The following is a 24,536-nucleotide window of genomic DNA, read 5'->3' as shown; positions in this document are numbered from 1 at the left end:
AATCCGCGAAAAAGATTAATGCGGCATGGACCACGATTGCAGTGTGTAACCTTCCTCGCTCAGCTCGGCGCGGGCTTGTTCCAGCAAGTGTGCAAGTTGCTGCGGATCGGAATAGGCACTGCTGGGGATTTGTTTGCTGCTGATGCGAGTGTTAGTGCGATCAATGATGGCCAGGCTGAGCTCGCCATTACCGTCTTGTGGGGCCCAGGCCACGCATTGAAAGGGTTGGAATGCGCGGTCGGCAATCAAAAGAGCTTCGTTGATACGGAGCGGGGCGTTCATGGGGTCTTCTCTCTGTGTGCCCAATCAAGTGATGTGCCGTCGGTTGGGCTTACCGTTCGGCTGGTTACTTGTACTGATGTCCGCAACCGGGGGTTGGGTCACACACAATCAAAAGAAATTTCAACTTTCTTTGATTTGCCGGCGATTCAGGCAGTTGCTGAAAGCTGAATGAAAGGTTCAATTCGTTAGGCAACTCATTAAGTGATTTTTTATAACTAATAAGCCGACGTCCCTATAAGCAATCGATACAAGCCCGCGTCAATATTTTGCTAGTGTTACACCGAAGCCCGCCAAATGACTGTTTTTAATAATATTTCCTAAAATTTGGCGCCAAGGAACAGTCATGATCGAAGCGCCTGCTTTACGACGTCTTTTAGTAGTGGATCCTTGCGACGACTGCCACCGTTTGCTGCCGGGTTTACGCGCTGTGGGTTGGGATGTCGACAGCTGTACCCTGGAAAACGCCGTGGAACGAACCTGCGACGTCGGCCTGTTGCGCTTGCAGCCATTTCATCTGGAACGTCCGGAAGCCGTCAAGGAACTGATCACCCGTAGCGGTACCGAGTGGATCGCCGTGCTCGATCAGGATGTCCTGCGAATGCAGAATGTCGGGGATTTCGTCTGCGAATGGTTTTTTGACTTCCATACCTTGCCGTTCGATGTTTCAAGGGTTCAGGTCACTCTGGGCCGAGCGTTCGGCATGGCGCGCCTGCGCGGGCAGGGCACGGTTCATATCGATCAGCCTGAACACGAACTGCTCGGCGACAGCAAACCGATTCGCGAGCTGCGCAAATTGCTGAGCAAACTGGCGCCCACCGAATCGCCGGTGCTGATCCGCGGCGAAAGCGGCACCGGTAAAGAATTGGTCGCCCGTACCCTGCATCAACAATCCCAGCGCCACAGCAAGCCATTCGTGGCGATCAACTGTGGCGCGATTCCCGAACATTTGATCCAGTCCGAATTGTTTGGTCACGAGAAGGGGGCCTTTACCGGCGCCCATCAGCGCAAGGTCGGGCGGATAGAAGCGGCCAATGGCGGCACCCTGTTTCTCGATGAAATAGGCGATCTGCCCCTGGAGCTGCAAGCCAATCTGCTGCGCTTCCTGCAGGAAAAACACATCGAGCGGGTTGGCGGCCATCAACCTATTCCGGTGGATGTGCGGGTATTGGCGGCGACGCACGTCGACCTTGAAGAGGCCATCGAGAACAAACGCTTTCGCGAAGATTTGTACTACCGTTTGAACGTCCTGCAAGTGGTCACCGTGCCGCTGCGTGAGCGCCATGGTGATCTATTGATGCTGGCCAACCACTTTTCCCATTTCTACAGCAGTGAAACCGGCCGTCGTCCGCGCAGCTTCAGCGAAGATGCATTGGTCGCCATGGGCAAGCACGACTGGCCGGGCAATGTCCGCGAGCTGGCCAATCGGGTACGTCGTGGGCTGGTATTGGCCGAAGGACGGCAGATCGAGGCGCGAGACCTGGGGCTGCTCAGTCAACACGCCTTCGCCACGCCGATGGGCACCCTTGAAGACTACAAGACCCGCGCCGAACGCCAGGCGCTGTGCGATGTGTTGAACCGGCACAGCGACAACCTGAGTGTTGCTGCCCGAGTCCTGGGCGTGTCACGGCCGACTTTTTACCGATTGCTGCACAAGCACCAGATCCGCTAGGGCGGTGCAACAAAAAAGGCCCGCTACGACAACTATCGTAGTGGGCCTTTTCTATTGCGGGGTGCGGTTTAGAAGTAGTACGGGAATTTCAGGCTGAAGGAAAAGTCCGGCGCATCGTCGGTCATACCGATGGACAAGTTGGGAACGATCGTCAGGTTGTCGGAGGCCGCGATGGTCATGCCGACGTTGAAGTAACCGGCGTTGGCGTCACTGGACACCACAGACTCCCAATCCCCGCCATCCTGCTTGAGCTTGCTTTTGCGTTGCACCAGGTCAGACATCGAGAACGACATACTCATTTTTTCGTTCAGCGCGAACGCGATCCCCGCGCCAATCTGGAAGCTGTCCCCGATCCGCACCTTGCCCGGGACTTTCTGATTGACGGTGGCGCTGATGTCGTCGAAGGATTCTTCGAAGTTGTGGGTATAGGACAGGCTTCCGAACAGAACCGCCGGATCGTAAGTCTTGACCAGCGAGATACCGGGGCTGATCGACCAGACGCCGTTGCCGGTCGGCAAGGTGTCAGGCACGAACAGGTTGGTATTGGCGTCGCTCTGGCGCAGCTTGATCCCGAACGGGTCCTTGCCGGTCGGTGCCTTGACCCGGAAGGTGAACACCGCATCCGGGGTGTTGACCGATTCGTCCATGAATTTGTAGGCGATCCCGAAGTTGACATCGCCGAGCGTCGGATCCCGGGTGACGGTTTCTTCGCTGGTCACCCCTGCGGCACCGTTGTTGGCACCACCGGACTGATACGTCGATTCGCGGTACACCACCGGCACGTTCAGGTCGAACTGCCAGCGATTGTCGAAGTTGTAGCGCCCGGTGAGGTCCAGCGTCCAGGTGTCGGCCTTGATCCGGTCCAGGTTGATGTTGCCCAGAAAGATCGAGTCCAGTGCGAGGAAGCCGTTGAGGATCAGCTGGCGGGTGTCGTAACGCGAATAGGTCAGCCCGGTTTCGAGGCTGAACTTGCCGCCGCCGAAGAATCCGCTGGCCTCGTCATACAGGTTGGAAACACTCTGTGCCGGTTGAGAGTCATCGGCCAGTGATTGTCCATAGGAACTGCCGCTGCCTGCGGCGCCTCCTGAAGCCGCAGCCGCTCCCGTCCCGGTGGCCACTTGCGGGTTGCCTTTCATGTCGGCTGGCGACTTGGCCAGACGTTTAGGCGGTGCCGCCGCCGGTTGTTCCTCCACTTGGCGGACTCGTTGTTCGAGTACTGCCAAGGCCTTTTGTTGTACTTCGTATCGTTGCTTGAGCTCCATGAGTTGTTGCTTCAAAGCCTCCACGTCCGCATCGGACGCTGCTTGCAGCAGCGCCGACGGGAACAAAGTACTCAGACAAACGATCGCGCGCAGTGGTACTGACCGATACATGATAAGCCGTCCCCCATGAAGCCCGATGATCGAACATCAGCGTAGTTCAATATCCCAGGCTGCGTAGTGCCTTGAGTTGATTCAGATTGCAGTTGACTGCTCCGGCATTTCGGCCGTTGTTGTTAAGCACTACGTTAAGTTGCGTCAGGTTATTGACCCTGTTGCTGTTGCCCAGAAGCCGGGTGTTCTGCACCAGCCCCCCCTGAGCCGCCTGTTGCATGGCCGTGCCTTGGTTGTTGTTGGCCTGGATCGCCATTTGCACGCCACCACCGGTGGCCGCCACTGCGACGTTACCGGCGGCATTGCTGTCGGTAATGGTTTGCCCGCTCGTCAGCACCTGCCCTTGGACGGGACTCGGCGCAGGCGCCTGGTTGGCCTCCTGGACGTTGATGGCGACATTGTTGTAGGCGGTATTGCCGTCACCAGCGGCGCGCACAGTTTGGGTGACTCCCTGGGTGGTGGTCAGTCCTGCGCCACCGATTACATTCCCGGTGCCCGATGGCGGCGTACTGCCGTTACCGGACTCTTTAATGGTCGACACGTAAAACTGCGGCTTTACGGTAGAGGCCTGGATCTGCATCAACGTCGTTGCGCCAATCAGGTCCCCACTGGCATTGCGCCAGGTACTGCTCATGACAATGCCGAAGCTGATGATCCGCCCTGGCATGACATAACGACCGCGTAGCTCGGCGAGCTCATGGTCCTTGAGTTCGATGGGTTTGAATCCTGCATTGGCATAGCCCGATGCGCTTGCTGCCAGGCAAGCGGCGGCCAGCCAGTATGAGGTTTTCATTTGCTGCTCCCGGGGCATCCGGCCCTCTCTATCATCAGTGGGCGATTAGAAGAAGTCGCTCTGAATGAAGCCAAAGTCCATCAATTCGGCATCTTTGACCGGGTTGAAAGTGTCCAGTTTGTTCTTGGCCGTCAGCGGTTCCGGAGGGCTGCGCAATGCATTGGTTTTGTCGTACCCGGGACCCACGATAGCGAAGACGATGCCGTTCCAGCCTTTGACAAAGTCATCATGGGAGTAGCGTTTGTGCCCAAGCACCGGGTCGCCGATATAGACCCAGTTCTTGTCCGCCCGCTGCATCACCACGAAATGCTTGTAGCCGCGAATTTCCATCAGCACCACCACCGGAATGGTCACCGCTTCGAGTTTCTCGGGCGGTATCCGGTAGCCACGCGCGCGCATGCCGATTGCTTCGATGTAGCGCTTCATGTCCAGCATGGAGAAACCTTGAGTACGGACAAGGTTCTGATCAGCATTGACCAGCATGCCTTTGATGATGTGTTCCTCATCGACATCGAGCCAGTAAGCCTGGCGTAGCACCGTGGCCAGTGCGGCGGCGCCGCAGCTGAAGTCGGTTTTTTGTTCGACGATGTCGCTGAACTTGCGCTCACGCACGCTTTGCACCTGCTTGTAAACCAGCATGCCGCCCGGTAAGGCGGCCACCGGCATCTGCGCCGCCTGAGTCAGGCCGCACAAGCACAGCAGGGCGAAACAGGCTGTCGTACGCATGATCGATACGCCTTTGGTGAACCGTGGAAAGAAAGCCCCGTTGCCGGGGCTTTCATTTCGATCGCGATTACATGCAGGCTCTGCAGCCGGCAGCAATGGACAGAGAGTTGCTTTGTTGGTTGCCCACACCCGCCGACACGTTGGCACCGCCGTTGCCGGAGAAGCTGTTCATCGAGTTGGTCATGGAGGCGTTGTTCACAACAGGGTTTTTCCAGCCGTCTGGAGTCAGCACTTGATGGGTGGTGACGCCAGCCAGATCGAAGGTGCCCACGGCGCTGAATTTGAACTTGTCATCGCCTCTGTGACCCCAGCCACTGTCGTCGATCGTCCCGGTGCCTTTGGCCTTGAAGGTGCCTGAGGACGTGGTGGTATCGGTGAGGGTGGTGGTGACGTGGGTCCGGTCAGCCTTGTTGTCGACATCCAGGCCGGTGGTGGATTGGTAAGCGTCAGCCGAGGCTGTTGCTACCCGGCCGCCAGACACGGCAATCGCCAGGTTGTTTTTCTGTTGGTTGAAGTTGCCGGCAGTCACGTTGATGCCAATGTTGCCGGAGCCGTTGTTGCCAGCATTGTTGAGCGTGGCGTTATTTTGAGTAGAGCGGTTTTTGACGTAGTTATTGGTGTTGTACTGATACGCGGTGGAGGTTGCCTCGGCAGAACCGAAGATGAAACTTTCATCAGCGGTAGCCAGCGCGGCGGCGTTGTCTTGTTGGTTGCCATCGCCACCCGCGACGTTGGCGCCCATGTTGCCGTTGGAACCGTTGAGCGAGTTGTCAGCCTCGGCGGTGTTGTTGGTGCCTTGGTTGAGTACCGAGTTGCCGCTGCTGTCCTGTGTATCCCCTACATAGGCGCTGGCGGCGGAGTCGATTGACAGTTGCTGTTCCCAGGTTGGGCCTTTGGGGCCGTGATGATGGTGGCCGTGACCACCGTCGTGATCGTTATCGTTGGCTTGCGCAGCCATCGCCATGACGGCTGCCAGGGCGAAGACGAGAGGCTTGAGAGCCATTGTGGGTTTCATGGTGTTTCTCCGTGCTTATTAGTTGGTTAAGTGTTGGTTACTTTCTAATCGCACTGCGTTCGGGTCAGTCAGCGACCCGTATGCTCAGGGTGTTAGCCATTCGGTTCCCCACCCCGGCACTCTGGTTCACCTGAATCACTCCTCGGCTGCCGGTGAAGGCCTGGTCGCTTGTCACGACCTGGCGACTGCCTTTTGAAGCGTCAGTTGCCCCTGAGCTTGGTAGCAACGCCACGTTCTGTTGAGAAAGGGCGCTATCGTCGACGCTTTGCGGCGCAGCACTGATGCTGATGCGCATTGCGTTGGCCATCTGGTTATTGGCCCCGGCGCCCTGGTTGACACCCAGTGCACCGTTGCCTTGACTGAAAGAGTTGCCGCCGATGGTGGTCGTCGCGTTCATCGACGGGTTGGCGGGCGTGTCGAGTTTCTGGATGACACGAGTGGTCGCCGAGGCATCGGTGCCGATGGCGATGGCGCGGGTATTGGCCTGTTGCTGTTGATCGCCGGAGGCCTGGTTGACGTTGAAGTTGCCGTTGTACCGGGCGCCGGAATCCAGGATGTTGGCGGTGTTGACCACCGGAACGCTGGAGTCGGCCATGGCGCCTGGGCTCACGCTGGCACCGATGACCAGGGCGAGAAGGATCAGGGAGCGGCTCATGTCATTGACCTCCCGCCAGTCTGCCCAACGGCGCGAGGCCGGAACTCATGGCATGGTTGATCGTTCCCGAAATCGCGCCACCGCTACCGCCGCCGTGACCGGCACTCATGCCGGGCATGCCATTGGGGTTGGTCACGACATTGAGGCTGCCGGGTATGTTGCCGTTCTGGTTGATGTTGTTGCTGATGGACGAACCGCTGGCCACGCTGGCGAACTCACCATCGCTCAGTTCGGTGCTGTTGAGTGTCGAGGTGACACGATCCGAAGGGTTGGCGTTGACAGTGGTCGGGTAGGGGTCTTTCTGGAACGGCGGCCTGCCGACGGTGTGGGGCTGTACATCACGGGTGAGTACGATGACGCCATTGCCTTCAGCCTGAACGTCAAAACTGAGTACCGAGACGGCGGCACATCCGAGCAGCATCAAGCGCGTAAAGCCTTTACGAAAAGTCCCCACGACTGCGATTCCTTCTGTTGTGCGCTGGCCCTAATCAGCGTTGTGAAGGAGAGAGCGAAAGTCGTGCCGTTTTTTGATTGTTGTTTTGATTCAATGGGTTATCGATCAAGGGAAATGGATCCTTGATCGAGCTGTTTCAGGCCTGAGACAAAAGCGGGGGGCTATAACGGGGAAAAGGAGGCGCAACACTCTGGATCCATAGCTTGCGTTGTGATGTATCAGCGCTTTAACACAGATCATGACGCAATGATGAATAGCGCTGAAACGGGCTGTTCGAGTGTAAAGGTATGTTTCACAAACGGACGCATTTGCAAAAATATCGCAACAAATGCAGGGGGGCTGTAGCAGCTGCTACAGCCGAATTCAGAAACCTAGCAGCAGAGTGACGGCCTGCAACGCTTGGGCTCGGCGTTCTGCCCAGTCACCCTGGATCACTTGAACAGGTTGGCGATGCTGCTCCAGCCATGCCCGAGTCGCGTTGAAAAAAGCCCGGCGTTGATCCAGCTGCGGCTGACAGCGCTGACCATCGTCGGTCCAGTCGACGAGTTCAGGCGACAACAGCAAGTGCAAGTCGTAATGCCGGGCCAGCAGCGCTTGTTCGAGCCAGGCCGGGCAATCGCTAAACAGGGTCTGGCTCCAAAGCATGTTGCTCAGTAAGTGCGTGTCGAGAATCAGCAACGGTGGCGCAAGGGCGCGGGCATCATCTTCCCATTGCAACTGGCCGCGGGCGATCTCGGGGATATCCGCGAGGCAGGTGTCCCGTGCCTCCTGTTCAATGAACCAACGCACGTATTCGCCCACCAGAACGCCGCCGAATTGCTGTTGCAGCTCGGTGGCGAGCCAGCTCTTGCCGCTCGATTCGGGGCCCGTGAGCACCAGCACTTTCATGTGCGCAACGCCGGGTCGGCGCGCCACGTCCGCCAGCCTTGCACCGCCAGCAGGGCGAAAACCCCATAGAGGGCGGCGGTCAGGTACAGCTCTTTGTAGATGAACAGGCCGACGAAGATGACGTCCAGCGCGATCCACAGCGGCCAGCATTGCAGGCGTTTTTGCGCCATCCATAACTGTGCTACCAGGCTGAAACCGGTCAAGGCAGCGTCGAGCCAGGGCTGGGCGGCGTCGGTCCAGTGAGCCATCGCAGCCCCCAGCAGCAGGCTACCGACCGCGCCCACGGCCAGACCGAGCGCGACGGATTTGCCATCGAGCACGCTGACATGCCGCCCGTCATGCGTCACGCCCGCGCGAGTCCACTGCCTCCAGCCGTAAAGCTGCAACGCGGCGTAGATCACTTGCAGCAACATGTCCGAATACAGCTTCACCTCGAAAAAGATCCAGCTATACAGCAGCACCATGACCAGACCGACCGGCCAGCACCAGGGGTTCTGCTTGACCGTCAGCCAGACGGCAATCACACCGAGGGCGGCGGCAAACAGTTCAAGCCCGGACATGGAGGTTCCTTGGTGAAGACGAGTAGGGGGGCGGATTGTAGCGGCAGGCGCTGCCAAGTAGAACCGGCTTGCACGGTCCGGTGTAGCAGCTGCCGAGCCTGCGAGGCTGCGTTCGGCGGCGAAGCCGTCGTGAAATCAGGCGACGCGGTGTTCCAGATGACCGCGTGCTCAGAAATTACGACGGTTTCGCCCGAATGCGGCCCACACCGAACGCAGCCTCGCAGGCTCGGCAGCTGCTACAAGTGATCAGACCCGAAACTGCTTGAGCAACCCGTTCAACTGTTCGCTCAATTCCTTGAGATGAACACTGGCCACGCTCGACTGCTCGGCCGCCAATGCCGTGCTGTGGGACAACCCGGCGGCCTGGGTGACGTTCTGATTGATGTCTTCCACCACATGCGCCTGCTGCAAGGTTGCACTGGCAATCGAGGCATTCAAGCCGTTGAGGTTGCGCAAGGCCTGGCCGATGGCATTCAGGCTGGCACCGGCCAGACCGGCCTGCTCGATGGTCAGTTGCGAGGCGCGGCTGCTGTCGCCAATCACCTTGACCGCCGCCTCGGAATGGCTTTGCAGGCGTTCGATCATCGACTGGATTTCTGCCGTCGACTTCTGGGTGCGCTGGGCCAGCAGGCGCACTTCATCGGCGACCACCGCAAACCCTCGACCTTGCTCACCGGCCCGGGCGGCTTCGATGGCGGCGTTGAGGGCCAGCAGGTTGGTTTGCTCGGCGATAGAGCGAATCACTTCCAGGACACTGCCGATTTGCGTGCTTTCGTCGGCCAGCGTACGAATCACTTCTACCGCTTGATCGATGGTCGAAGACAGCTTGTCGATCTGCTGCAGGCTGCCATCAATATTGATCTGTCCCTGCTGCGCCTGAGATTCGGCATCGCGCATTTCACTGGCCGCGTGTTCGGCGTTTTTCGCCACATCCTGCACGCCGTAGGTCACTTCGTTGATCGCGGTCGCCACCAGTTCCATTTGCTGGGACTGCTGCTGGCTGCGTTGCTGGGCTTGCGCGGCGTCGTTGCCCAGTTCGCTGGAAGACTGGCCCAGCGCGCCGGCGGACACTTGCAATTGACTGATCACCAGGCGCAGCTTGGCGGTAAAGGCATTGAAGTGCCGGGCCAGTTGCGTGACTTCGTCCTGGCCGTGGGTATCGAGGCTGCGGGTCAGGTCGCTTTCACCGCTGGCGATATTGGCCATGGCATTCACGGTTTCCTGCAACGGGCGCACGATGCTGCGGGCAATCATGATCACCAGCAGCGCCATGATCAGGGCAATCACCAGGCCGACGAAAGACGCCTTCCAGACCTGCGCATTAAACTCGGCCTGCATGTCGTCGATGTACACGCCCGAGCCGATCACCCAACCCCAGGGCTCGAACAGTTTGACGTAGGAGGTTTTTTCCACCGGCGCACTGGCGCCCGGTTTCGGCCAGCGGTAGTTGACCATGCCGGCGCCCTTGGCCTTGGCGATGGCGGCCATTTCGTTGAACAGTGCAAAACCGTCCGGGTCGCGGATCGTCGAGAGGTTCTGGCCTTCAAGTTTTGGATTGGTCGGGTGCATGACCATGACCGGCGTCAGGTCGTTGATCCAGAAATAGTCATTCTGGTCGTAGCGCAAACCACGCACGGCGGTCAGTGCCTGCTGTTGCGCGGCGGCGCGGGTGAGGGTGCCGGCGGTTTCCAGGCCGTGGTAGTAGGTCAGGATGCCACTGGCGGTCTGCACCACATGCTGGGTCTTCTGGGCCTTGGCCTGATAAAGGTCGTCGTGGATCTGTTTGAGCATCAACGCGCCCAACGTCAACAGCATCACCACGGCCACGATCAAGATAAGCCACAAGCGTCGGCTGATCGACACACTGCGCAAGCTGTTCATAACGCTGTTACTCCGTTTTCTTGTTCTTGTCATAAACGATCGCCAGCATCCAACCACACTGTGCCGATCGGAGCCTATACGACTCAGGTCCTATTACACGGCAGCGCAAATGAGGCTTGTCTGATAGGATTTCGGCCCCGCGCGGAAAAACCTGAGTCCAAGTCGATTTTTCACGGAATTTTTACGGTTTTGTGTGGATCTTGTGCGCGCGGGGTTTCAGCGCACGCTGATCGCGAATAACGCTCTACAAATTATTAACGGGGCATGCCTGGGGGCATGGCTTCTTGGGGGAACGATGGATCTTTGGACAGCCTTTCAGGCATTGATTTTAGGCGTTATAGAAGGGCTGACCGAGTTCTTGCCCATTTCCAGTACCGGGCACCAGATCATTGTGGCGGACTTGCTCAATTTCGGCGGTGAACGAGCGATGGCCTTCAACATCATCATTCAGCTCGGCGCGATCCTGGCGGTGGTCTGGGAGTTCCGTCGCAAGATCCTCGACGTGATCATCGGTTTGCCGACGCAGCCCAGCGCTCGACGCTTTACCGCGAACCTGTTGATCGCCTTCCTGCCGGCCGTGGTATTGGGGGTGATTTTCGCCGACCTGATCCACAAGTACCTGTTCAACCCGATCACCGTAGCCAGTGCATTGGTCGTGGGCGGGATCATCATGTTGTGGGCCGAACGCCGGCAGCATGTCGTGCATGCCGAAAGCGTCGATGACATCACCTGGAAAGAAGCCCTGAAAGTCGGCTTCGCCCAGTGCCTGGCGATGATCCCGGGGACCTCACGTTCCGGTTCGACGATCATCGGCGGTTTGCTGTTCGGGTTGTCGCGCAAGACGGCTACTGAGTTTTCGTTTTTCCTCGCCATGCCAACCATGGTCGGCGCGGCAGTGTACTCGGGCTATAAATACCGCCACCTGTTTGTACCGGCTGATTTCCCGGTGTTCGCCATCGGCTTCGTCACCGCGTTTATCTTTGCAATGATCGCCGTCCGGGGGCTGCTCAAGTTCATCGCTAGCCACAGCTACGCGGCGTTCGCCTGGTACCGCATCGTGTTCGGCCTGGTGATCCTGGCGACCTGGCAGTTCGGTTGGGTCGACTGGACCGCGGCCAAGCCATGAGCGACGCCACCGCACGCAACAACCCCGGGCGCAAGTCCGGGGGAGCGATTCAAAACCTGCGGTTGAAATTGCTGGTGTTCGTTGCGCTGTGCGCAGTGCCGTTGTTTGGCTCGGTGTCGCTGTGGCTGCGCGGGGTGTCGGTGATTCCCCTGGCCGCCTATGGCGTCGTCAGCGTGCTGGCGTTTTTCCTGTACTGGGGCGACAAGTACAAGGCCCGCGCCGACAGCTGGCGCACGCCGGAGAACGTCTTGCACGCAGTGGAACTGGCGGGCGGTTGGCCGGGTGCCTTGCTGGCCCAGCAAGTGTTTCGGCACAAGACCCGCAAGGTTTCGTTTCAACTGGTGTTCTGGCTCATCGTGCTGATGCATCAGGTGTTCTGGATCGACCAGTTGTTTTTGGGTGCCCAGCTGTTCGCGCTGTTCTAAAGCTGTTCTAAAGCTGTTTTAAAGCAGCAAGCCGATCTGCGTGCGCTTGGGCAACTTGCTCACCACCAGTTGGTGGGAGCGTTGCAGCAAGCCTTGCAGCTCTTCGGTGCCCAGCGGGTAGGGCGTGTCCATGATGATCCACTGCGCCCGGGCCAGATACGGCGCCGGGTGAATACCCGGTCGGTCGCAATGGCCCAGGAACAGGTCCTTGTCGACCTTGAAGGCCAGGGACTGGCCCCGCAGGTTCTGCAAGGCGAACATCTTGCTCCCGGCAATCGAAAACACCCTCACGCCCCCCCACTTGTAATCCTCCCGCGCGCCGGGCAGCGCCAGGCAGAATTGCGCGACATCCTCTTCGCTCATTGGTCTTGCCTTCATAACAGTCGGTCCCCACAGGCATTGAATGATTCGATCAAATGGTCGATCCAGGCGCGTACCGCCGGCATTACCCCGCGCCGATGAGGGTAGACCGCTTGCAGCCAACCGCCCGGCAAAGACCAGTCGGGCAGCAGTTGCACCAGCGAGCCGTTTTCCAGTTCCTGCTCGCAGTACATCATCGGCAACACAGTGAAACCCAGCCCGGACAGGGTACATGCCTTGCGCACGAGAAAATCGTCGATGCCCAATCGAGCTTCGAATGTCATTTCACAGGCCTTGCCCTGCTGGTCGAGCATCCGCAGATGCACCAGCCGATCGGCTTCCAGTGCGCCCAATATCGGCACGTTTTTCAAGTCGTCCGGGGTCTTGATCTGCCGCTCGCGAAGAAACGCCGGGCTGGCGACCATGACAGTCTGCGCCTGACGTAAGCGGCGGGTGACCAGCAGTGGGTCTTCATCACCCAGTTCCCGCACTCTCAAGGCGACATCGACGCCTTCGGTCACCAGGTCAACCCGGCGATTGAGCAGCAGCATCTCCAGCTGAACCTGCGGGAATTTCTCCAGGAACTTGCTGATTACCGACGGGAACATGTCGTGGGCCAACCCCACCGGGCAGGACACCCGCAGTCTGCCGCGTGGTTCGCTGGACATGCTGGCCACCGCTTCGTCGGCCATCTCGGCTTCCAGCAGCATCGCCTGACAGTGCCGCAAGTAGCGCTCGCCCACGGCGGTCAGGTTGAGTTGGCGGGTGGTGCGTTGCAGCAGGCGCGCGCCAAGGCGTTCTTCAAGTTCGGCGATGCGTCGTGACAGCCGGGACTTGGGAATCCCGAGCAAACGCCCGGCCGCCGCGAAGCCGCCGGCGTCGACCACCTTGGCGAAGTAGTAGAGGTCGTTGAGATCTTGCATGCTTTAAATCCAACTGTCCTATCAGTGGGACGAACTATCGCACTATTGCCGGCTAATCAGCTATTGGTTTCGTTGGTAGGATTGTTTCCATCAGATCGCCGGGTGGCGATCCTCACCTTGGAGATCCCACATGAAATTACTGCATATCGATTCGAGCATTCTGGGTGACAACTCGGCTTCCCGTCAGTTGAGCGGTGAAGTCGTCAAAGCCTGGCAAGCCGCCGAGCCTGGCGTTGTGGTGACTTACCGCGACCTGGCCGCCGATGCCATCAGTCATTTCTCCGCCAGCACGCTGGTCGCCGCCGGCACCGCCGCCGAACTGCGTAACGCCGCGCAACAGCATGAAGCCGATTTGAGTGCGAAGGCCCTGACAGAATTCCTCGCTGCCGATGCCGTCGTGATTGCAGCGCCGATGTACAACTTCACTATCCCGACCCAACTCAAGGCCTGGATCGACCGCATCGCCGTAGCCGGCCAGACTTTCCGCTACACCGAAGCCGGCCCTGAAGGCCTGTGCGGCGGCAAGAAAGTGGTGATCGTTTCGACGGCTGGCGGTTTGCACGCAGGCCAACCGACCGGCACTGCTCACGAAGAGTACTTGAAGGTGATGTTCGGCTTCCTCGGTATCACCGACATCGAGTTCGTCCGTGCCCATGGCCTGGCCTACGGTGATGAAGTGCGCAGCAAAGCCATGAGCGACGCTCAGGCGCAAATCAGCGAACAACTGTTCGCCGCCGCGTAAGGCTTGCGTAAAGTCGTAAACAGCTCGGGCAATACCCCTGAAACTCTGTATTCTGGTCATCGTGATGGCCAGGTACAGAGTTTTTTGTTTCTGGCGGCGATCAGTTTCTGGCCCAGGTTATGCAGTCGAGGGTTAATATCTGCGGTCAGGTAATAAGGTGGGGCATCCCATGGTGCGTCTTTGTGCAACATTACTGATTTGCCTGTTCGGCAGCCTGAATTCAGTGCACGCCGCGCCTGTGCTGTTTCCTCACTGGAGCGTCGGTTTCCATGAGATGACGTTCCTCGACCCGCTGGACTTGCAGCCGATGCGCGCCATCGCCTTTTATCCATCCAGTGAGAGGGAACACTCCAGCAAGCTCGAGGGTTACACGGTCGAAGCCGGTGAAGACACCAAAGTTGCTATCGGACGCTTCCCGATGCTGATGCTGTCCCATGGCAACACCGGAACCCCGCTGGCGCTGCATGATCTGGCCACCTCGCTGGCACGCAAGGGGTTTGTGGTGGTGGCGGTGATCCATCCCGGCGACAACTCCAAAGACCACAGCCGCCTCGGCACCTTGAGCAATCTTTACGGGCGGCCGATCCAGATTTCCGAAGCCATTACCGCGACCCTGGGCGACCGTATGCTTGCGCCCTTCGTCAATGCCGATCAGGTTGGGGTGATCGGCTATTCGGCGGGCGGTGAGACCGCGTTGATCTTGTCCGGCGCCACTCCGGACCTGGACCGTCTGCGCCGTTATTGCCATGAGCGCCCGGACGATCATGATGCCTGCAACACGCAAGGTGAATTGATCGTCGACCGCGATGACTTGCAGCCAGTGCCAGACCCGCGAGTACATGCCTTGTTGCTGATGGCGCCACTGAGTCTGAAGTTCGGCCGTCATACCCTGGCCGATGTGCATGTGCCGGTGCTGCTGTACAGCGGCGATGGCGACAAGCTGGTGGCGTTCGACAAAAACGCCGCAGCGCTGGCGCGCAAACTGCCGACTGCACCGGATTTCAAATTGCTGGCCGGGGCAGGGCACTTCGTGTTCCTGGCACCGTGCAACGAAGAACAAATCGCCACCATGCCGGCGCTGTGCACCGACGCCGACGGCGTCGACCGCAAGGACATTCACCGCAACCTGATCTCTGAAGCCGGCCGTTTCTTCTCCCATGCCCTGGGCAAACCAAGCCGGGCCGGCATGCAAACCGCGGATCAATAAATCAATCCTGGCCGATGGCGCGGTGTTTCAGTAACAAGGTCAAACCGAGTCCAGTCACGGACAACAACGCCGCACTAAAGAAAATCCACGAATACCCCAGGTTCAATGCCACCGCACCCATCAGCGGCCCGGCAATCGCCAGTGCCAGATCGAAAAACACCGCATAAGCACTCAAACCCGCCCCGCGACTGGAATTGGGCACCTGCTTGATCGCTTCCACCCCCAGCGCCGGATAGACCAGCGACAGACCGAACCCGGTCAAGCCTGCGCCGATCAAGGCGTAAACGGTCGAGGGCGCCAGCCACAACAGCACCAGTCCAACGGTTTCAATGCTCATGCAGGCAATGGCCGAGGTGAAACCACCGAAACGGCTGATGCTGGAAATGAACAACAGCCGCGACAGAATGAAGCACACCCCGAACACCGTCAGGCAGTAAGCCGCACCAGTCCAGCTACGACTGGCGTAATACAGGGTTATAAAAGTAGTGAGTGTGCCGTAGCCGATGGATGCCAGGCTCAGGCTCGCGCCAAAAGGGGCGATGCGCCCGAACACCGCCCAGAACGGCAGCCGCTCGCCGCGAATCACCGGCACCGAAGGTTTGTTGCGGATCAACAGCAGTGCCAATAGGGCCAGTAACGACAGCACGATCCCGAGGCTGGCGAAGCCCAATTCAGCCACCATCACCACGCCCAACGGTGCGCCAATGGCAATGGCGCCGTATGAGGCAATCCCGTTCCAGGAAATCGAACGCGCCGTGTGCTCGACACCGACCTGGCCCATGCACCAACTGATGGTGCCGACCCCGATCAACCCTTGGGCGATCCCCAGCAACAACCGGCCGGCGATCAGGATGATCAGGCTCAACAACGGCAAACTTTGCAGCAGGGTCGACAGCAGCGTCAGCACGCCGCTCAACACAATCCCCGACAACCCGTAAACAATCGCCCGTTTGGTGCCGACGCTGTCCGACAAGCGCCCGGCCATCGGACGGCTGAGCAGGGTGGCCAGGTATTGCGAACCGATGGTCAGCCCCGCAACGATGGCGCTGAACCCCAACTGTTCATGGACATACCCCGGTAACACGGCAATCGGCAGGCCGATGCAGAGGAAGGCAATAAAGGTATAGAAAACGATGGATACGATCTGCAGGGTGATCGCCATGGAGCTTTGCGGGGGCAGTTGCTGCACAGACATGAGAGCTCGTTCGCGGGCGGCGGTAGGAGAACTGCATCATGGCGCGGGTGTGAAATAAAAGAAAGCAGGCTAACGATGTGGATGATAGATCGGCAGTAAGTGGATCAATCTGAAATGCAAAAAGCCCCGTCACCAGGACGGGGCTTTCCATTTGCAGCCAGAAGCCGCCTTACATCAACACACCCTGACTACGCAGGTAGTCGTCATAGGTGCCGCTGAAGTCGATCACGCCATCGGCGCTCAACTCGATGATACGGGTGGCCAGGGACGATACGAACTCACGGTCGTGGCTGACGAAAATCAGCGTGCCCGGGTAGTTCTCCAGCGCCAGGTTCAGCGCCTCGATGGATTCCATGTCCAAGTGGTTGGTCGGTTCGTCCATTACCAGCACGTTCGGCTTTTGCAGGATCAGCTTGCCGAACAGCATGCGACCTTGCTCACCACCGGAGATGACCTTGACCGACTTGAGGATCTCGTCGTTGGAGAACAGCATGCGCCCGAGGGTGCCGCGAACCAGTTGCTCGCCGCCCTGGGTCCATTGGCCCATCCAGTCGAACAGGTTGCAGTCGTCTTCGAAGTCGTGCGCGTGGTCCTGGGCGTAGTAGCCCAGCTCGGCAGCGTCGGTCCATTTCACGGTGCCGGCGTCCGGGGTCAGTTCGTTGACCAGGGTGCGCAGCAGGGTGGTTTTACCGATACCGTTCGGGCCGATGATCGCCACGCGCTCGCCGGCTTCAACGGTGAAGCTGAAGTCCTTGAACAGGGTCTTGCCATCGAAGCCTTTGGCCATGCGCTCGACGATGACCGCCTGACGGTGCAGCTTTTTGGTCTGCTCGAAACGAATGAACGGGCTGACACGGCTCGAAGGTTTGACTTCGGCCAGCTGGATTTTGTCGATCTGCTTGGCGCGGGAAGTTGCCTGCTTGGCTTTCGAGGCGTTGGCCGAGAAGCGGCTGACGAACGATTGCAGTTCCGAGATCTGCGCTTTCTTCTTGGCGTTGTCCGACAGCAACTGCTCGCGGGACTGGGTCGCCACGGTCATGTACTCGTCGTAGTTGCCTGGGAACAGGCGCAGCTCGCCGTAATCCAGGTCAGCCATGTGGGTGCACACGCTGTTCAGGAAGTGACGGTCGTGGGAGATGATGATCATCAGGCTGGAGCGCTGGGTCAGCACGTTTTCCAGCCAGCGGATGGTGTTGATGTCCAAGTGGTTGGTCGGTTCGTCGAGCAACAGCACTTCAGGATCGGAGAACAGCGCCTGCGCCAGCAACACGCGCAGTTTCCAGCCCGGCGACACTTCGCTCATCGGGCCGAAGTGCTGCTCGATGCCGATACCCAGGCCCAGCAACAGCTCGCCGGCACGGGACTCGGCGGTGTAGCCGTCCATTTCGGCGAATTCGGTTTCCAGCTCGGCCACGGCCATGCCGTCTTCTTCGGTCATTTCCGGCAGCGAGTAGATGCGATCGCGCTCGGCCTTGACCTTCCACAGCTCTTCGTGACCCATGATCACGGTGTCGATCACGGTGAATTCTTCGTAGGCGAACTGGTCTTGACGCAATTTACCCAGACGCACGTTCGGCTCAAGCATGACCTGGCCGCCGGACGGCTCGAGATCGCCACCGAGGATTTTCATGAAGGTCGACTTGCCGCAACCGTTGGCGCCGATCAGGCCGTAGCGGTTGCCCGCGCCGAATTTGACCGAAACGTTTTCGAATAGCGGCTTGGCGCCGAACTGCATCGTGATGTTAGCTGTGGAGATCAATTACTTTACCTATCAATGGGTTGCGAGCTGCGCATTTTGGCGCTTGGGCCATACCTGGGGCGTTTTGGAGTTTCTCCATCTCTCCCCAGTCACCGCTAGACTTCAACCGGCGCGCATAAGTCGAGAGCAGCATCTGGACGCTTGTCCAAGCTGTTGGGCAATAAAGGCGGGATTCATGCCAGACATTCTGCATATTGTCGCATAAGTGTGACGGCAGTTGTACGGCGCGCGATAACGTGTCGCGAGCTTCTTCAGGTTGGCCCCGCTGCTTGGGTCTACCTGAGGGGATGGTTCATCCTGGTGGGTGGTGAAACGCTGCGCAAATCCTTGATTACACGCCAATGTTATTTTTGTTCAGCGTTGTGTTAGGGACACCGGGCGCTGCTCTGGGTAAAGTCGGCAGCGCTTGCCCGGCCAGGTGTGTTTCAGAAGGATTGCTGAATGGCCAGCACTTGGTCAGGGTGGGCACCTATTCGGATTTATCTCTCCATGCCGCATGGGGCGGCAGTCTCTCTCCAGAGCATCGCGGCTTTGGTTGCCCTTGCCAGATGATTCGTTCTAAGCGACTAGAATATAAACGGCCTCTAGTCACGGATGAATCAAATGAAACTGATTTTGGTCGTGTTAATCATTGGTTTGTTGGCTTGGAAGCTTTCCCCCGAGTTACAACCTTGGGTTGAAGCCAAGCTACCGCATCCGAAAGTAACCCCTACAGTCGCGACTGCGCCGAAGCCTGTTTCTGCGCCATTCAAATGTGACGGACGCCAATATTGCTCGCAGATGACCTCGTGTGCAGAGGCCAAAAAATTCCTGCAAAATTGTCCGGGAATGAAAATGGATGGCGACAACGATGGCGTGCCCTGTGAGTCGCAGTGGTGCCAATGACTTTTTTGCCGCTCACCGGCAGGCTTAATGGTTTAATGCGGGAAATTCTTAAAGGAGAAGGTGCCATGGATAAGGCGTTTAGAAACCCGATGTTTTTGACTGGGCTGCCAATGGCTATCTGCGATCTCGCTATCACTGCGCCTGGCCTGTGGATTCCCGGCCTGGGCCTAATGGTAGTTGGTTGGGCAAAAGGGAATAAACGAGCCTGACGGCATCCTCTGTCCATCAGCCCACGCCCCCAAGGAACATGGAAGTGAGAAACAAATACGCTGCGGGCATGCTCTTTTTACTGACGCTTGTGACCGCTCAAAGTACTTACTCCGGCGCTACAGACGAGTCCATCGAGAATGCCTCGTTGCTCTGCAAGATCCTCGATGGCAACGACGCCTTGACCCAAGCCTCCGAATTCTCGGCCGAGGACCGTACGGTCAACATCTCGGTAGACCGCTCCCCAGAGGTGGCCAAAAAGCTTTACCCCGAAATCAACGCCATCGTCGAGTATCACGACATGACTTTTGCGCAAGGCTGGGCCGTGCAGATCACCTCTCCAGGCAGTGGTGATGATGTTGTTGCTATCTGCCCGTTGTAACGATGGTCGGGTAAAGATCAATAGATCGCAGCCTTCGGCAGCTCCAATGGGGCTGCCGTGCGACAAACTGGCGATCGTTCGGGTCGAGACTCAGAGCAAGTAGCCCGCTGCTTGTCCGAGGTGATTGTCCTGTACGCCAGTGATCAGGTGCAGTGGAATGTGCTGTTGCTCATCAATGCATGTGATTTCGAAACTGCCCACTATTTGAGGGTGTCGCTCACTCAGCCCGGTCGACTCTTCTTCCCTTGCCTTAGCCATTCTCGCGTGGTTCGCTGCGATTTCGTTGAGAGTTGACACGTTACATCTCCCGGTGACTGACCAAGCGGATCGCTGGAGTCCTTAAACGTTAATGTGAATGCCGCCGCGTCAGAATTACGTCGTTCTGGGGCTGCTACCGCCGGCATGTGCAAACCCTAAGCCAGACATTGACGCGTATTCCGCGCCACGCTTTCCATACGACGAATGGTGTCGCGCGATGTTCAGATAGGTTCGATCAGTCCAGGGCCATCGTTGTGCACATTGCCCACGGCTTGATCAACCTTGAACCACTCGAATGTCTCGGCCGGCTCGCCCTGCGACAGTACTATCTGCTCGGCTCGCTCTTTCGGCGTGGCCGGATCCAGCCATTCCCGGGCCAGTTCGGCATTCAGCGTCACCGGCTGCCGATCATGAACATCCACCATGCCGCCCTTGCTGTCGGCAGTGATGATCACGAAGCCGTCATGTTCGTCCGGCTGATGTTCGTACCTCGGATATTGACCGATCGCCGCGCACAGGATCGGTGCGCGATCCTTGCGGCGGATGAGGTAGGGCTGCTTCTTCGGGCCGCCCTCGTAAACCCATTCAAACCAGTTATCGATGGCAACGATCGCCCGGTGCGGCCATATGGCTTTGAAGAATGGCCCGTGACTGACTTTCTCAACCCTGGCATTGATCGGCATAGGGTGTTCTTCGGACCAATGCGGCCGCCAGCCCCAGCGAACCCTGTCGGCGTGCAGTACGTCGCCTTCTTGGTGGAAGAGGGCGAGCTGAGTCGTCGGTGCGGCGTTGTAGAGCTCGAATGGCTGATCGCCGGCATTGTTGACCAAGGCGTTGGGCATGCTCAGCGCCTTGACGAAGTCGTGAATGCCTCGGTACTGCGAAAGTCGTCCGCACATGGCTGAGCCCTCATGCTTACATCTGAGCTTAGACGATCCTTTGAACTAATAGGGCGTTAAAGCCGCGTGGCGTTTTGGCGGGCATGAGTAGACACATTTTCACAGTTGAAGGTTAACTATTGGTTACAAAGTATGGCTAAAATGACATCTTTCGCCCCCATGTCGATTGTCGGCATGGCTCAAGAACGCGCCATCGGGACGCACTTTGTTCATTTCAGACGTGTGACGATTTCCGTGAAACTCATTATTGCCGCTATCTATGTCATCTCCATCGCGTATGTCCACTTGCGCGGTAAGGTGCGCCACAAACTAGGCCGCCAACTAAGCGACCACTCGACATTTCTGGCGCCGATCAATTGCTTCCTTTATATGTTCTCGAAAATCCCCAATCGGCCTTATCTCAATCCCGCGGACTTTCCTGACTTGAGCCCATTGCAGGCTCATTGGGAAGAGATTCGCGCCGAAGGCCAGAACCTGCTCAAGGCCGGGGAGATCAAGCGCTCGAATCAGTACGACGACGTCGGTTTCAACTCGTTTTTCAAAAGTGGCTGGAAGCGTTTCTATCTCAAGTGGTATGGCGACAGTCACCCGTCGGCCGCGAAGCTCTGCCCGCGTACTACTGAACTAGTGCAAAGCATTGGCTCGATCAAGGCAGCGATGTTTGCCGAACTGCCACCGGGTTCCAAACTGGTCCGCCACCGTGATCCGTATGCCGGCTCGTACCGTTATCACCTGGGGCTGGAAACGCCGAACGAAGCCGGTTGCTACATCAACGTCGACGGTGAGAGCTACCATTGGCGTGACGGCGAAGCGGTGATGTTCGATGAAACGTTCATTCATTACGCTGAAAACAGCACCCAGCAGAACCGCATCATCCTGTTCTGCGACGTCGAACGGCCGATGAAGTATCGCTGGGCGGCGGCGTTCAACCGCTGGTTCAGCCGCACAGTGATGGCGGCGGCGGGTGCACCGAACGATGCGGGTGACAAGACCGGTGCTATCAACCGTTTGTTTGCCAAAATCTACACGGTTCGCCTGCGCGGCAAAGCACTCAAAAAGCGTAACCGCGCTCGCTATTACCTGGAGAAGTGGGCGATTTTTGGCGGGTTGCTGGCGATTTTTGTGCTGATCTGAGTTTTGCTTTGCGGCGCATTTAGTCATTGCAAGCAGGCCAGTATTTTCACCGCATAACGTATGGGCACTCCACTAACCGATCAGCCACGAGAACGCTTCGTGGCTTTTTTATCTGTGCTCGCTTTGGCTTTTTCTGCCGTTTTACCGGCATTCCTGGCACCGAGGCTGCGCTTGAGCAGTTCAGTCAGATCGATGACATCCGCGGTCCTGCGTTCCTCCTCACCCGTAGCGGTTTCGACGATTTCGATCTTGCCTTCATTCGCCTTCTGCTCAACCAGCGCCATGATCTTGTCTTCAAAGCTGTCGCGGTACTCTTCGGGCGTCCAGTCGGCGCTCATGTCCTCCACCAACCGTTTGGCCATCTCCAGCTCGCCTTTGGCCAGGTCCGGCTTGGTCACTTCACTGCCCAACTCCAATTGATCCAGGCTGCGCACTTCGGCCGGCCAGCGCAGCATCACCAGAACCAGAGCGGATTCCAGCGGCATGACGGCCGCCAGGTGCTGGCGGGTATGCAACACCACGCGTGCGAGGGCGACCTTGCCGGTTTTGCTGAGGGTTTCGCGTAACAGCGCATAGACCTTGCCACCGCGTTTGTCCGGCGCCAAGTAATAGGGTGTGTCGATGTTTTGCAGGGGGATCTGCTTGCTGTCGACAAAGGCAAAAATGTCGATGGTTTGGGTCGACAGTGGATGGGCCGAGCGAATGTCCTCTTCGCTGAGCACCACGTAACGACCCTTTTCGTACTCGACCCCTTTGACGATGTGTGCCTGGGTGACCTCCTTGCCAGTGACCTTATTGACGCGTTTATAGCCCACCGGCTCCATGCTGCGACTGTCGAGCCAGTTGAAATCGATCCCGTGGGAAGACGTCGCCGAGACCAGCGCCACGGGGATGTGCACCAGACCGAAACTGATTGCGCCTTTCCAGATTGCCCGTGCCATCGTCGTGTTCTCGTCAGCCCATTGATGTTCAGGTGACCTGTTGCCCGGGGGAAAGTTTCAGTCGGCTGCGACCCGCTTTTGCGGGCTGATCGACGGTGCAGTCAACTGGTGTTACATCTTCTGAAGGAGGTTTTAGTTAACAAATCCGAACCCCGGGCGTAGCGTGGCTCTATTCATCCATGAAGCGTTGCACGCGCTTTTAGAGAGGTTTCCATGAACCGATGTGTGTTCGGCGTCATCGCACTGGCATTGAGTGGCGTGCTAAGCAGCCTGGCCCTGGCCGATGCCGCTGATCCGCCATCCTCGCCCTTGCTGCTGGCCCAGAACCTGCCGGGCAGCACCAATAACAATCCTTACAACAACCCGATCCGCCGGGCCAATCCCAACAGCATGCAAGGCACGCGACCCGGCATCCCGGTGATCCGCGGGCCGAGTACGGCGCCTGCGCCGCGACCACCGACCCTGGAGAACGGCGGTATCGGCAACCGTTATCCGCAGGATCGCCAGGCTCCCGCCAGCCCACCGACATTCATACCCAATCCACCTCATCGGGACGCAGACACCAGCAACCGTTGAACGGTAGGACAGAGGTCTTACCAGCCATTTTGACGACAAAAGGAATCGTGCATGTTGCGTAAGACCCTCCTGACCACACTATTTACCGGCGTACTGTTCACCAACTCGCCCGTGTTTGCTGCGCCTGCCCAGGAATTGAAAAGTGAGGAGGGCACCCTTGAGGTCACGCCGATCGTTAAAGGTCTGGAGCATCCCTGGGCGCTGGCGTTCCTCCCCGGTCGCCAAGGGATGCTGGTGACCGAACGGCCGGGCAACCTGCGGGTGGTCAGTGCCGATGGCAAACTTTCGAGTCCGCTCAGCGGTGTGCCTCAGGTCTGGGCCAAGGGGCAGGGCGGGTTGCTCGATGTGGTGTTGTCGCCCGACTTCAAGCAAGACCGCATGGTCTATCTGTCTTATGCCGAAGGCGGCGGTGAGGGCGGCAAGGCGGGTACGGCGGTCGGTCGCGGACGGTTGTCGGAAGACCTGACGGTCCTCAAGGATTTCAATGTGATCTTCCGCCAGGAGCCCAAGCTTTCGGTTGGCAATCACTTTGGCTCCCGTCTGGTGTTCGACCGCGACGGTTATCTGTTCATCACTCTGGGCGAGAACAACGATCGACCCACGGCGCAGGACCTCGACAAGCTGCAAGGCAAGGTCGTGCGGATCTATCCGGACGGCAAGGTGCCGAAGGACAACCCCTTCGTCGGGCAAAAAGGCGTTCGCCCGGAAATCTGGTCCTACGGCCATCGCAACCCGCAAGGCGCGGCGCTCAACCCCTGGAGCGGCACGCTCTGGGAAAATGAGCACGGCCCCCGGGGCGGTGACGAAGTCAACATCATCGAGCGCGGCAAGAACTATGGCTGGCCGATAGCAACCCACGGCATCAACTATTCCGGCCTGCCGATCCCGGAAGCCAAGGGCAAAATCGTCGAGGGTACCGTGGGCCCACAGCATGTCTGGGAAAAATCCCCCGGTCTCAGCGGCATGGCGTTCTACGATGGCGATCGCTTCAAGGCTTGGCAGCACAACGTGTTTATCGGCGCGCTGGTGGGCCAGGAGCTGATCCGCCTGCAGTTCGACGGCGATAAGGTTGTTCACGAAGAGCGGCTGCTGGGTGAGCTGAACAAACGGATTCGCGATGTGCGGCAGGGGCCGGATGGTTATCTGTATGTACTAACCGATGAAGACGATGGTGCGTTGTATAAGGTTGGGTTGAAGTAAACAGACTCGCACAACCTTTGT

Annotated in this window: 28 protein-coding genes and 2 pseudogenes; 11 read left to right on the top strand and 19 right to left on the bottom strand. The window is 58.4% G+C overall.

All coding sequences use genetic code 11. From position 1 onward, the window contains the following. Positions 1-15: 15 nt before the first annotated feature. A complete protein-coding gene (locus JUI81_RS03305; RefSeq protein WP_018926082.1) occupies positions 16-282 on the bottom strand; it encodes a hypothetical protein in 267 nt (88 codons plus the stop codon). Positions 283-625: 343 nt separating this feature from the next. On the opposite strand from JUI81_RS03305, the gene JUI81_RS03300 reads away from it, so the two are divergent. Next, complete coding sequence (locus JUI81_RS03300) at positions 626-1,951, top strand: sigma-54 dependent transcriptional regulator (RefSeq protein WP_096480145.1); 1,326 nt, start codon at positions 626-628, stop codon at positions 1,949-1,951. 68 nt (positions 1,952-2,019) lie between these two features. On the opposite strand, the gene JUI81_RS03295 is transcribed toward JUI81_RS03300, so the two are convergent. The 10 genes and pseudogenes from JUI81_RS03295 to JUI81_RS32125 all read right to left on the bottom strand — a co-directional run. Next, positions 2,020-3,324 carry a hypothetical protein gene (locus JUI81_RS03295; protein ID WP_204123725.1) on the bottom strand — a complete coding sequence of 435 codons (1,305 nt, stop codon included), beginning with the start codon at positions 3,322-3,324 and terminating at the stop codon, positions 2,020-2,022. Positions 3,325-3,370: 46 nt separating this feature from the next. Continuing rightward, positions 3,371-4,117 carry a hypothetical protein gene (locus JUI81_RS03290; RefSeq protein WP_028940513.1) on the bottom strand — a complete coding sequence of 249 codons (747 nt, stop codon included), beginning with the start codon at positions 4,115-4,117 and terminating at the stop codon, positions 3,371-3,373. A gap of 45 nt (positions 4,118-4,162) precedes the next feature. Continuing rightward, a complete protein-coding gene (locus JUI81_RS03285; RefSeq protein WP_019579214.1) occupies positions 4,163-4,843 on the bottom strand; it encodes a C39 family peptidase in 681 nt (226 codons plus the stop codon). Positions 4,844-4,910: 67 nt separating this feature from the next. Further along, positions 4,911-5,858, bottom strand: coding sequence for a hypothetical protein (locus tag JUI81_RS03280; RefSeq protein ID WP_028940514.1), 948 nt, complete (start codon positions 5,856-5,858; stop codon positions 4,911-4,913). Between the two features lie 64 nt (positions 5,859-5,922). Further along, entirely contained in the window at positions 5,923-6,513 is a 591-nt protein-coding gene (locus JUI81_RS03275; RefSeq protein WP_019579212.1) for a hypothetical protein, read from the bottom strand. A gap of 1 nt (position 6,514) precedes the next feature. Beyond that, a complete protein-coding gene (locus tag JUI81_RS03270) occupies positions 6,515-6,967 on the bottom strand; it encodes a hypothetical protein (protein ID WP_204123724.1) in 453 nt (150 codons plus the stop codon). 363 nt (positions 6,968-7,330) lie between these two features. Then, positions 7,331-7,855: an AAA family ATPase gene (locus JUI81_RS03265; RefSeq protein WP_204123723.1), complete on the bottom strand. Its 525-nt coding sequence runs from the start codon at positions 7,853-7,855 to the stop codon at positions 7,331-7,333. Next, positions 7,852-8,415 carry a nicotinamide riboside transporter PnuC gene (gene pnuC / locus JUI81_RS03260; RefSeq protein ID WP_028940517.1) on the bottom strand — a complete coding sequence of 188 codons (564 nt, stop codon included), beginning with the start codon at positions 8,413-8,415 and terminating at the stop codon, positions 7,852-7,854. Before pnuC ends, JUI81_RS03265 begins: the two co-directional genes overlap by 4 nt. Before the next feature lie 246 nt (positions 8,416-8,661). After that, positions 8,662-9,396: a methyl-accepting chemotaxis protein gene (locus JUI81_RS32130; RefSeq protein WP_370695259.1), complete on the bottom strand. Its 735-nt coding sequence runs from the start codon at positions 9,394-9,396 to the stop codon at positions 8,662-8,664. A gap of 123 nt (positions 9,397-9,519) precedes the next feature. Beyond that, positions 9,520-10,206 (bottom strand): annotated as a pseudogene (locus JUI81_RS32125) (cache domain-containing protein); the annotation flags it as partial. A 385-nt stretch (positions 10,207-10,591) separates the two neighbouring features. Here JUI81_RS32125 and JUI81_RS03250 point away from each other — a divergent pair. Both JUI81_RS03250 and JUI81_RS03245 read left to right on the top strand, forming a co-directional pair. After that, the gene (locus tag JUI81_RS03250) at positions 10,592-11,422 is read left to right on the top strand and encodes an undecaprenyl-diphosphate phosphatase (RefSeq protein WP_019579207.1); all 831 of its coding nucleotides are present in this window, start codon (positions 10,592-10,594) and stop codon (positions 11,420-11,422) included. After that, complete coding sequence (locus tag JUI81_RS03245; RefSeq protein WP_019579206.1) at positions 11,419-11,847, top strand: DUF1294 domain-containing protein; 429 nt, start codon at positions 11,419-11,421, stop codon at positions 11,845-11,847. The genes JUI81_RS03250 and JUI81_RS03245 overlap by 4 nt, the downstream gene beginning before the upstream one ends. Positions 11,848-11,865: 18 nt before the next feature. On the opposite strand, the gene JUI81_RS03240 is transcribed toward JUI81_RS03245, so the two are convergent. Together JUI81_RS03240 and JUI81_RS03235 are read right to left on the bottom strand one after the other, a co-directional pair. Then, positions 11,866-12,225: an MmcQ/YjbR family DNA-binding protein gene (locus JUI81_RS03240; RefSeq protein WP_026286414.1), complete on the bottom strand. Its 360-nt coding sequence runs from the start codon at positions 12,223-12,225 to the stop codon at positions 11,866-11,868. Continuing rightward, the gene (locus JUI81_RS03235; protein WP_019649947.1) at positions 12,222-13,130 is read right to left on the bottom strand and encodes a LysR substrate-binding domain-containing protein; all 909 of its coding nucleotides are present in this window, start codon (positions 13,128-13,130) and stop codon (positions 12,222-12,224) included. Before JUI81_RS03235 ends, JUI81_RS03240 begins: the two co-directional genes overlap by 4 nt. 130 nt (positions 13,131-13,260) lie before the next feature. Here JUI81_RS03235 and JUI81_RS03230 point away from each other — a divergent pair, with 130 nt between their 5' ends. Beyond that, positions 13,261-13,872: an FMN-dependent NADH-azoreductase gene (locus JUI81_RS03230; protein WP_204123722.1), complete on the top strand. Its 612-nt coding sequence runs from the start codon at positions 13,261-13,263 to the stop codon at positions 13,870-13,872. Between the two features lie 169 nt (positions 13,873-14,041). Continuing rightward, positions 14,042-15,079 (top strand): dienelactone hydrolase, encoded by a 1,038-nt coding sequence (locus tag JUI81_RS03225; RefSeq protein ID WP_019579088.1) that lies wholly within the window; start codon positions 14,042-14,044, stop codon positions 15,077-15,079. 1 nt (position 15,080) lies between these two features. Here JUI81_RS03225 and JUI81_RS03220 read toward each other — a convergent pair whose 3' ends face one another. The 3 genes and pseudogenes from JUI81_RS03220 to JUI81_RS31760 all read right to left on the bottom strand — a co-directional run. Next, complete coding sequence (locus JUI81_RS03220) at positions 15,081-16,274, bottom strand: MFS transporter (protein WP_204123721.1); 1,194 nt, start codon at positions 16,272-16,274, stop codon at positions 15,081-15,083. 169 nt (positions 16,275-16,443) lie between these two features. Next, entirely contained in the window at positions 16,444-18,033 is a 1,590-nt protein-coding gene (locus JUI81_RS03215) for an ABC-F family ATPase (protein WP_026286413.1), read from the bottom strand. Next, positions 18,017-18,288 (bottom strand): annotated as a pseudogene (locus JUI81_RS31760) (hypothetical protein); the annotation flags it as partial. The pseudogene JUI81_RS31760 and the gene JUI81_RS03215, both read right to left, overlap by 17 nt. 348 nt (positions 18,289-18,636) lie before the next feature. Here JUI81_RS31760 and JUI81_RS03210 point away from each other — a divergent pair. From JUI81_RS03210 to JUI81_RS03200, 3 genes are read left to right on the top strand one after another with little or no spacing between them, the layout of a single operon-like run. Further along, a complete protein-coding gene (locus JUI81_RS03210; protein WP_204123720.1) occupies positions 18,637-18,918 on the top strand; it encodes an excalibur calcium-binding domain-containing protein in 282 nt (93 codons plus the stop codon). Continuing rightward, the gene (locus tag JUI81_RS03205; RefSeq protein WP_204123861.1) at positions 18,915-19,127 is read left to right on the top strand and encodes a hypothetical protein; all 213 of its coding nucleotides are present in this window, start codon (positions 18,915-18,917) and stop codon (positions 19,125-19,127) included. The genes JUI81_RS03210 and JUI81_RS03205 overlap by 4 nt, the downstream gene beginning before the upstream one ends. Positions 19,128-19,165: 38 nt before the next feature. Beyond that, complete coding sequence (locus tag JUI81_RS03200; RefSeq protein WP_204123719.1) at positions 19,166-19,507, top strand: hypothetical protein; 342 nt, start codon at positions 19,166-19,168, stop codon at positions 19,505-19,507. A gap of 90 nt (positions 19,508-19,597) precedes the next feature. Here the strand turns inward: JUI81_RS03200 and JUI81_RS31755 are convergent, their stop codons facing one another. Together JUI81_RS31755 and JUI81_RS03195 are read right to left on the bottom strand one after the other, a co-directional pair. Continuing rightward, positions 19,598-19,804 (bottom strand): hypothetical protein, encoded by a 207-nt coding sequence (locus JUI81_RS31755; RefSeq protein WP_019579085.1) that lies wholly within the window; start codon positions 19,802-19,804, stop codon positions 19,598-19,600. A 182-nt stretch (positions 19,805-19,986) separates the two neighbouring features. Next, positions 19,987-20,664 carry an SOS response-associated peptidase family protein gene (locus JUI81_RS03195; protein WP_028940522.1) on the bottom strand — a complete coding sequence of 226 codons (678 nt, stop codon included), beginning with the start codon at positions 20,662-20,664 and terminating at the stop codon, positions 19,987-19,989. A 234-nt stretch (positions 20,665-20,898) separates the two neighbouring features. On the opposite strand from JUI81_RS03195, the gene lpxO reads away from it, so the two are divergent. Beyond that, positions 20,899-21,798 (top strand): lipid A hydroxylase LpxO, encoded by a 900-nt coding sequence (lpxO, locus tag JUI81_RS03190; RefSeq protein WP_204123856.1) that lies wholly within the window; start codon positions 20,899-20,901, stop codon positions 21,796-21,798. A gap of 80 nt (positions 21,799-21,878) precedes the next feature. Here the strand turns inward: lpxO and JUI81_RS03185 are convergent, their stop codons facing one another. Beyond that, positions 21,879-22,739, bottom strand: coding sequence for a Ku protein (locus JUI81_RS03185; protein ID WP_028940523.1), 861 nt, complete (start codon positions 22,737-22,739; stop codon positions 21,879-21,881). A gap of 213 nt (positions 22,740-22,952) precedes the next feature. Here JUI81_RS03185 and JUI81_RS03180 point away from each other — a divergent pair, with 213 nt between their 5' ends. Continuing rightward, positions 22,953-23,315 carry a hypothetical protein gene (locus tag JUI81_RS03180; RefSeq protein WP_204123718.1) on the top strand — a complete coding sequence of 121 codons (363 nt, stop codon included), beginning with the start codon at positions 22,953-22,955 and terminating at the stop codon, positions 23,313-23,315. 51 nt (positions 23,316-23,366) lie between these two features. Further along, positions 23,367-24,515 carry a PQQ-dependent sugar dehydrogenase gene (locus JUI81_RS03175; protein ID WP_204123717.1) on the top strand — a complete coding sequence of 383 codons (1,149 nt, stop codon included), beginning with the start codon at positions 23,367-23,369 and terminating at the stop codon, positions 24,513-24,515. Positions 24,516-24,536 lie beyond the last annotated feature (21 nt).

The organism is Pseudomonas sp. 008 (genome assembly GCF_016861935.1).
GTDB lineage: Bacteria > Pseudomonadota > Gammaproteobacteria > Pseudomonadales > Pseudomonadaceae > Aquipseudomonas.
Note: the sequence above shows the minus strand (reverse complement) of the source record. Positions and strands in the feature narration are given on the sequence as shown.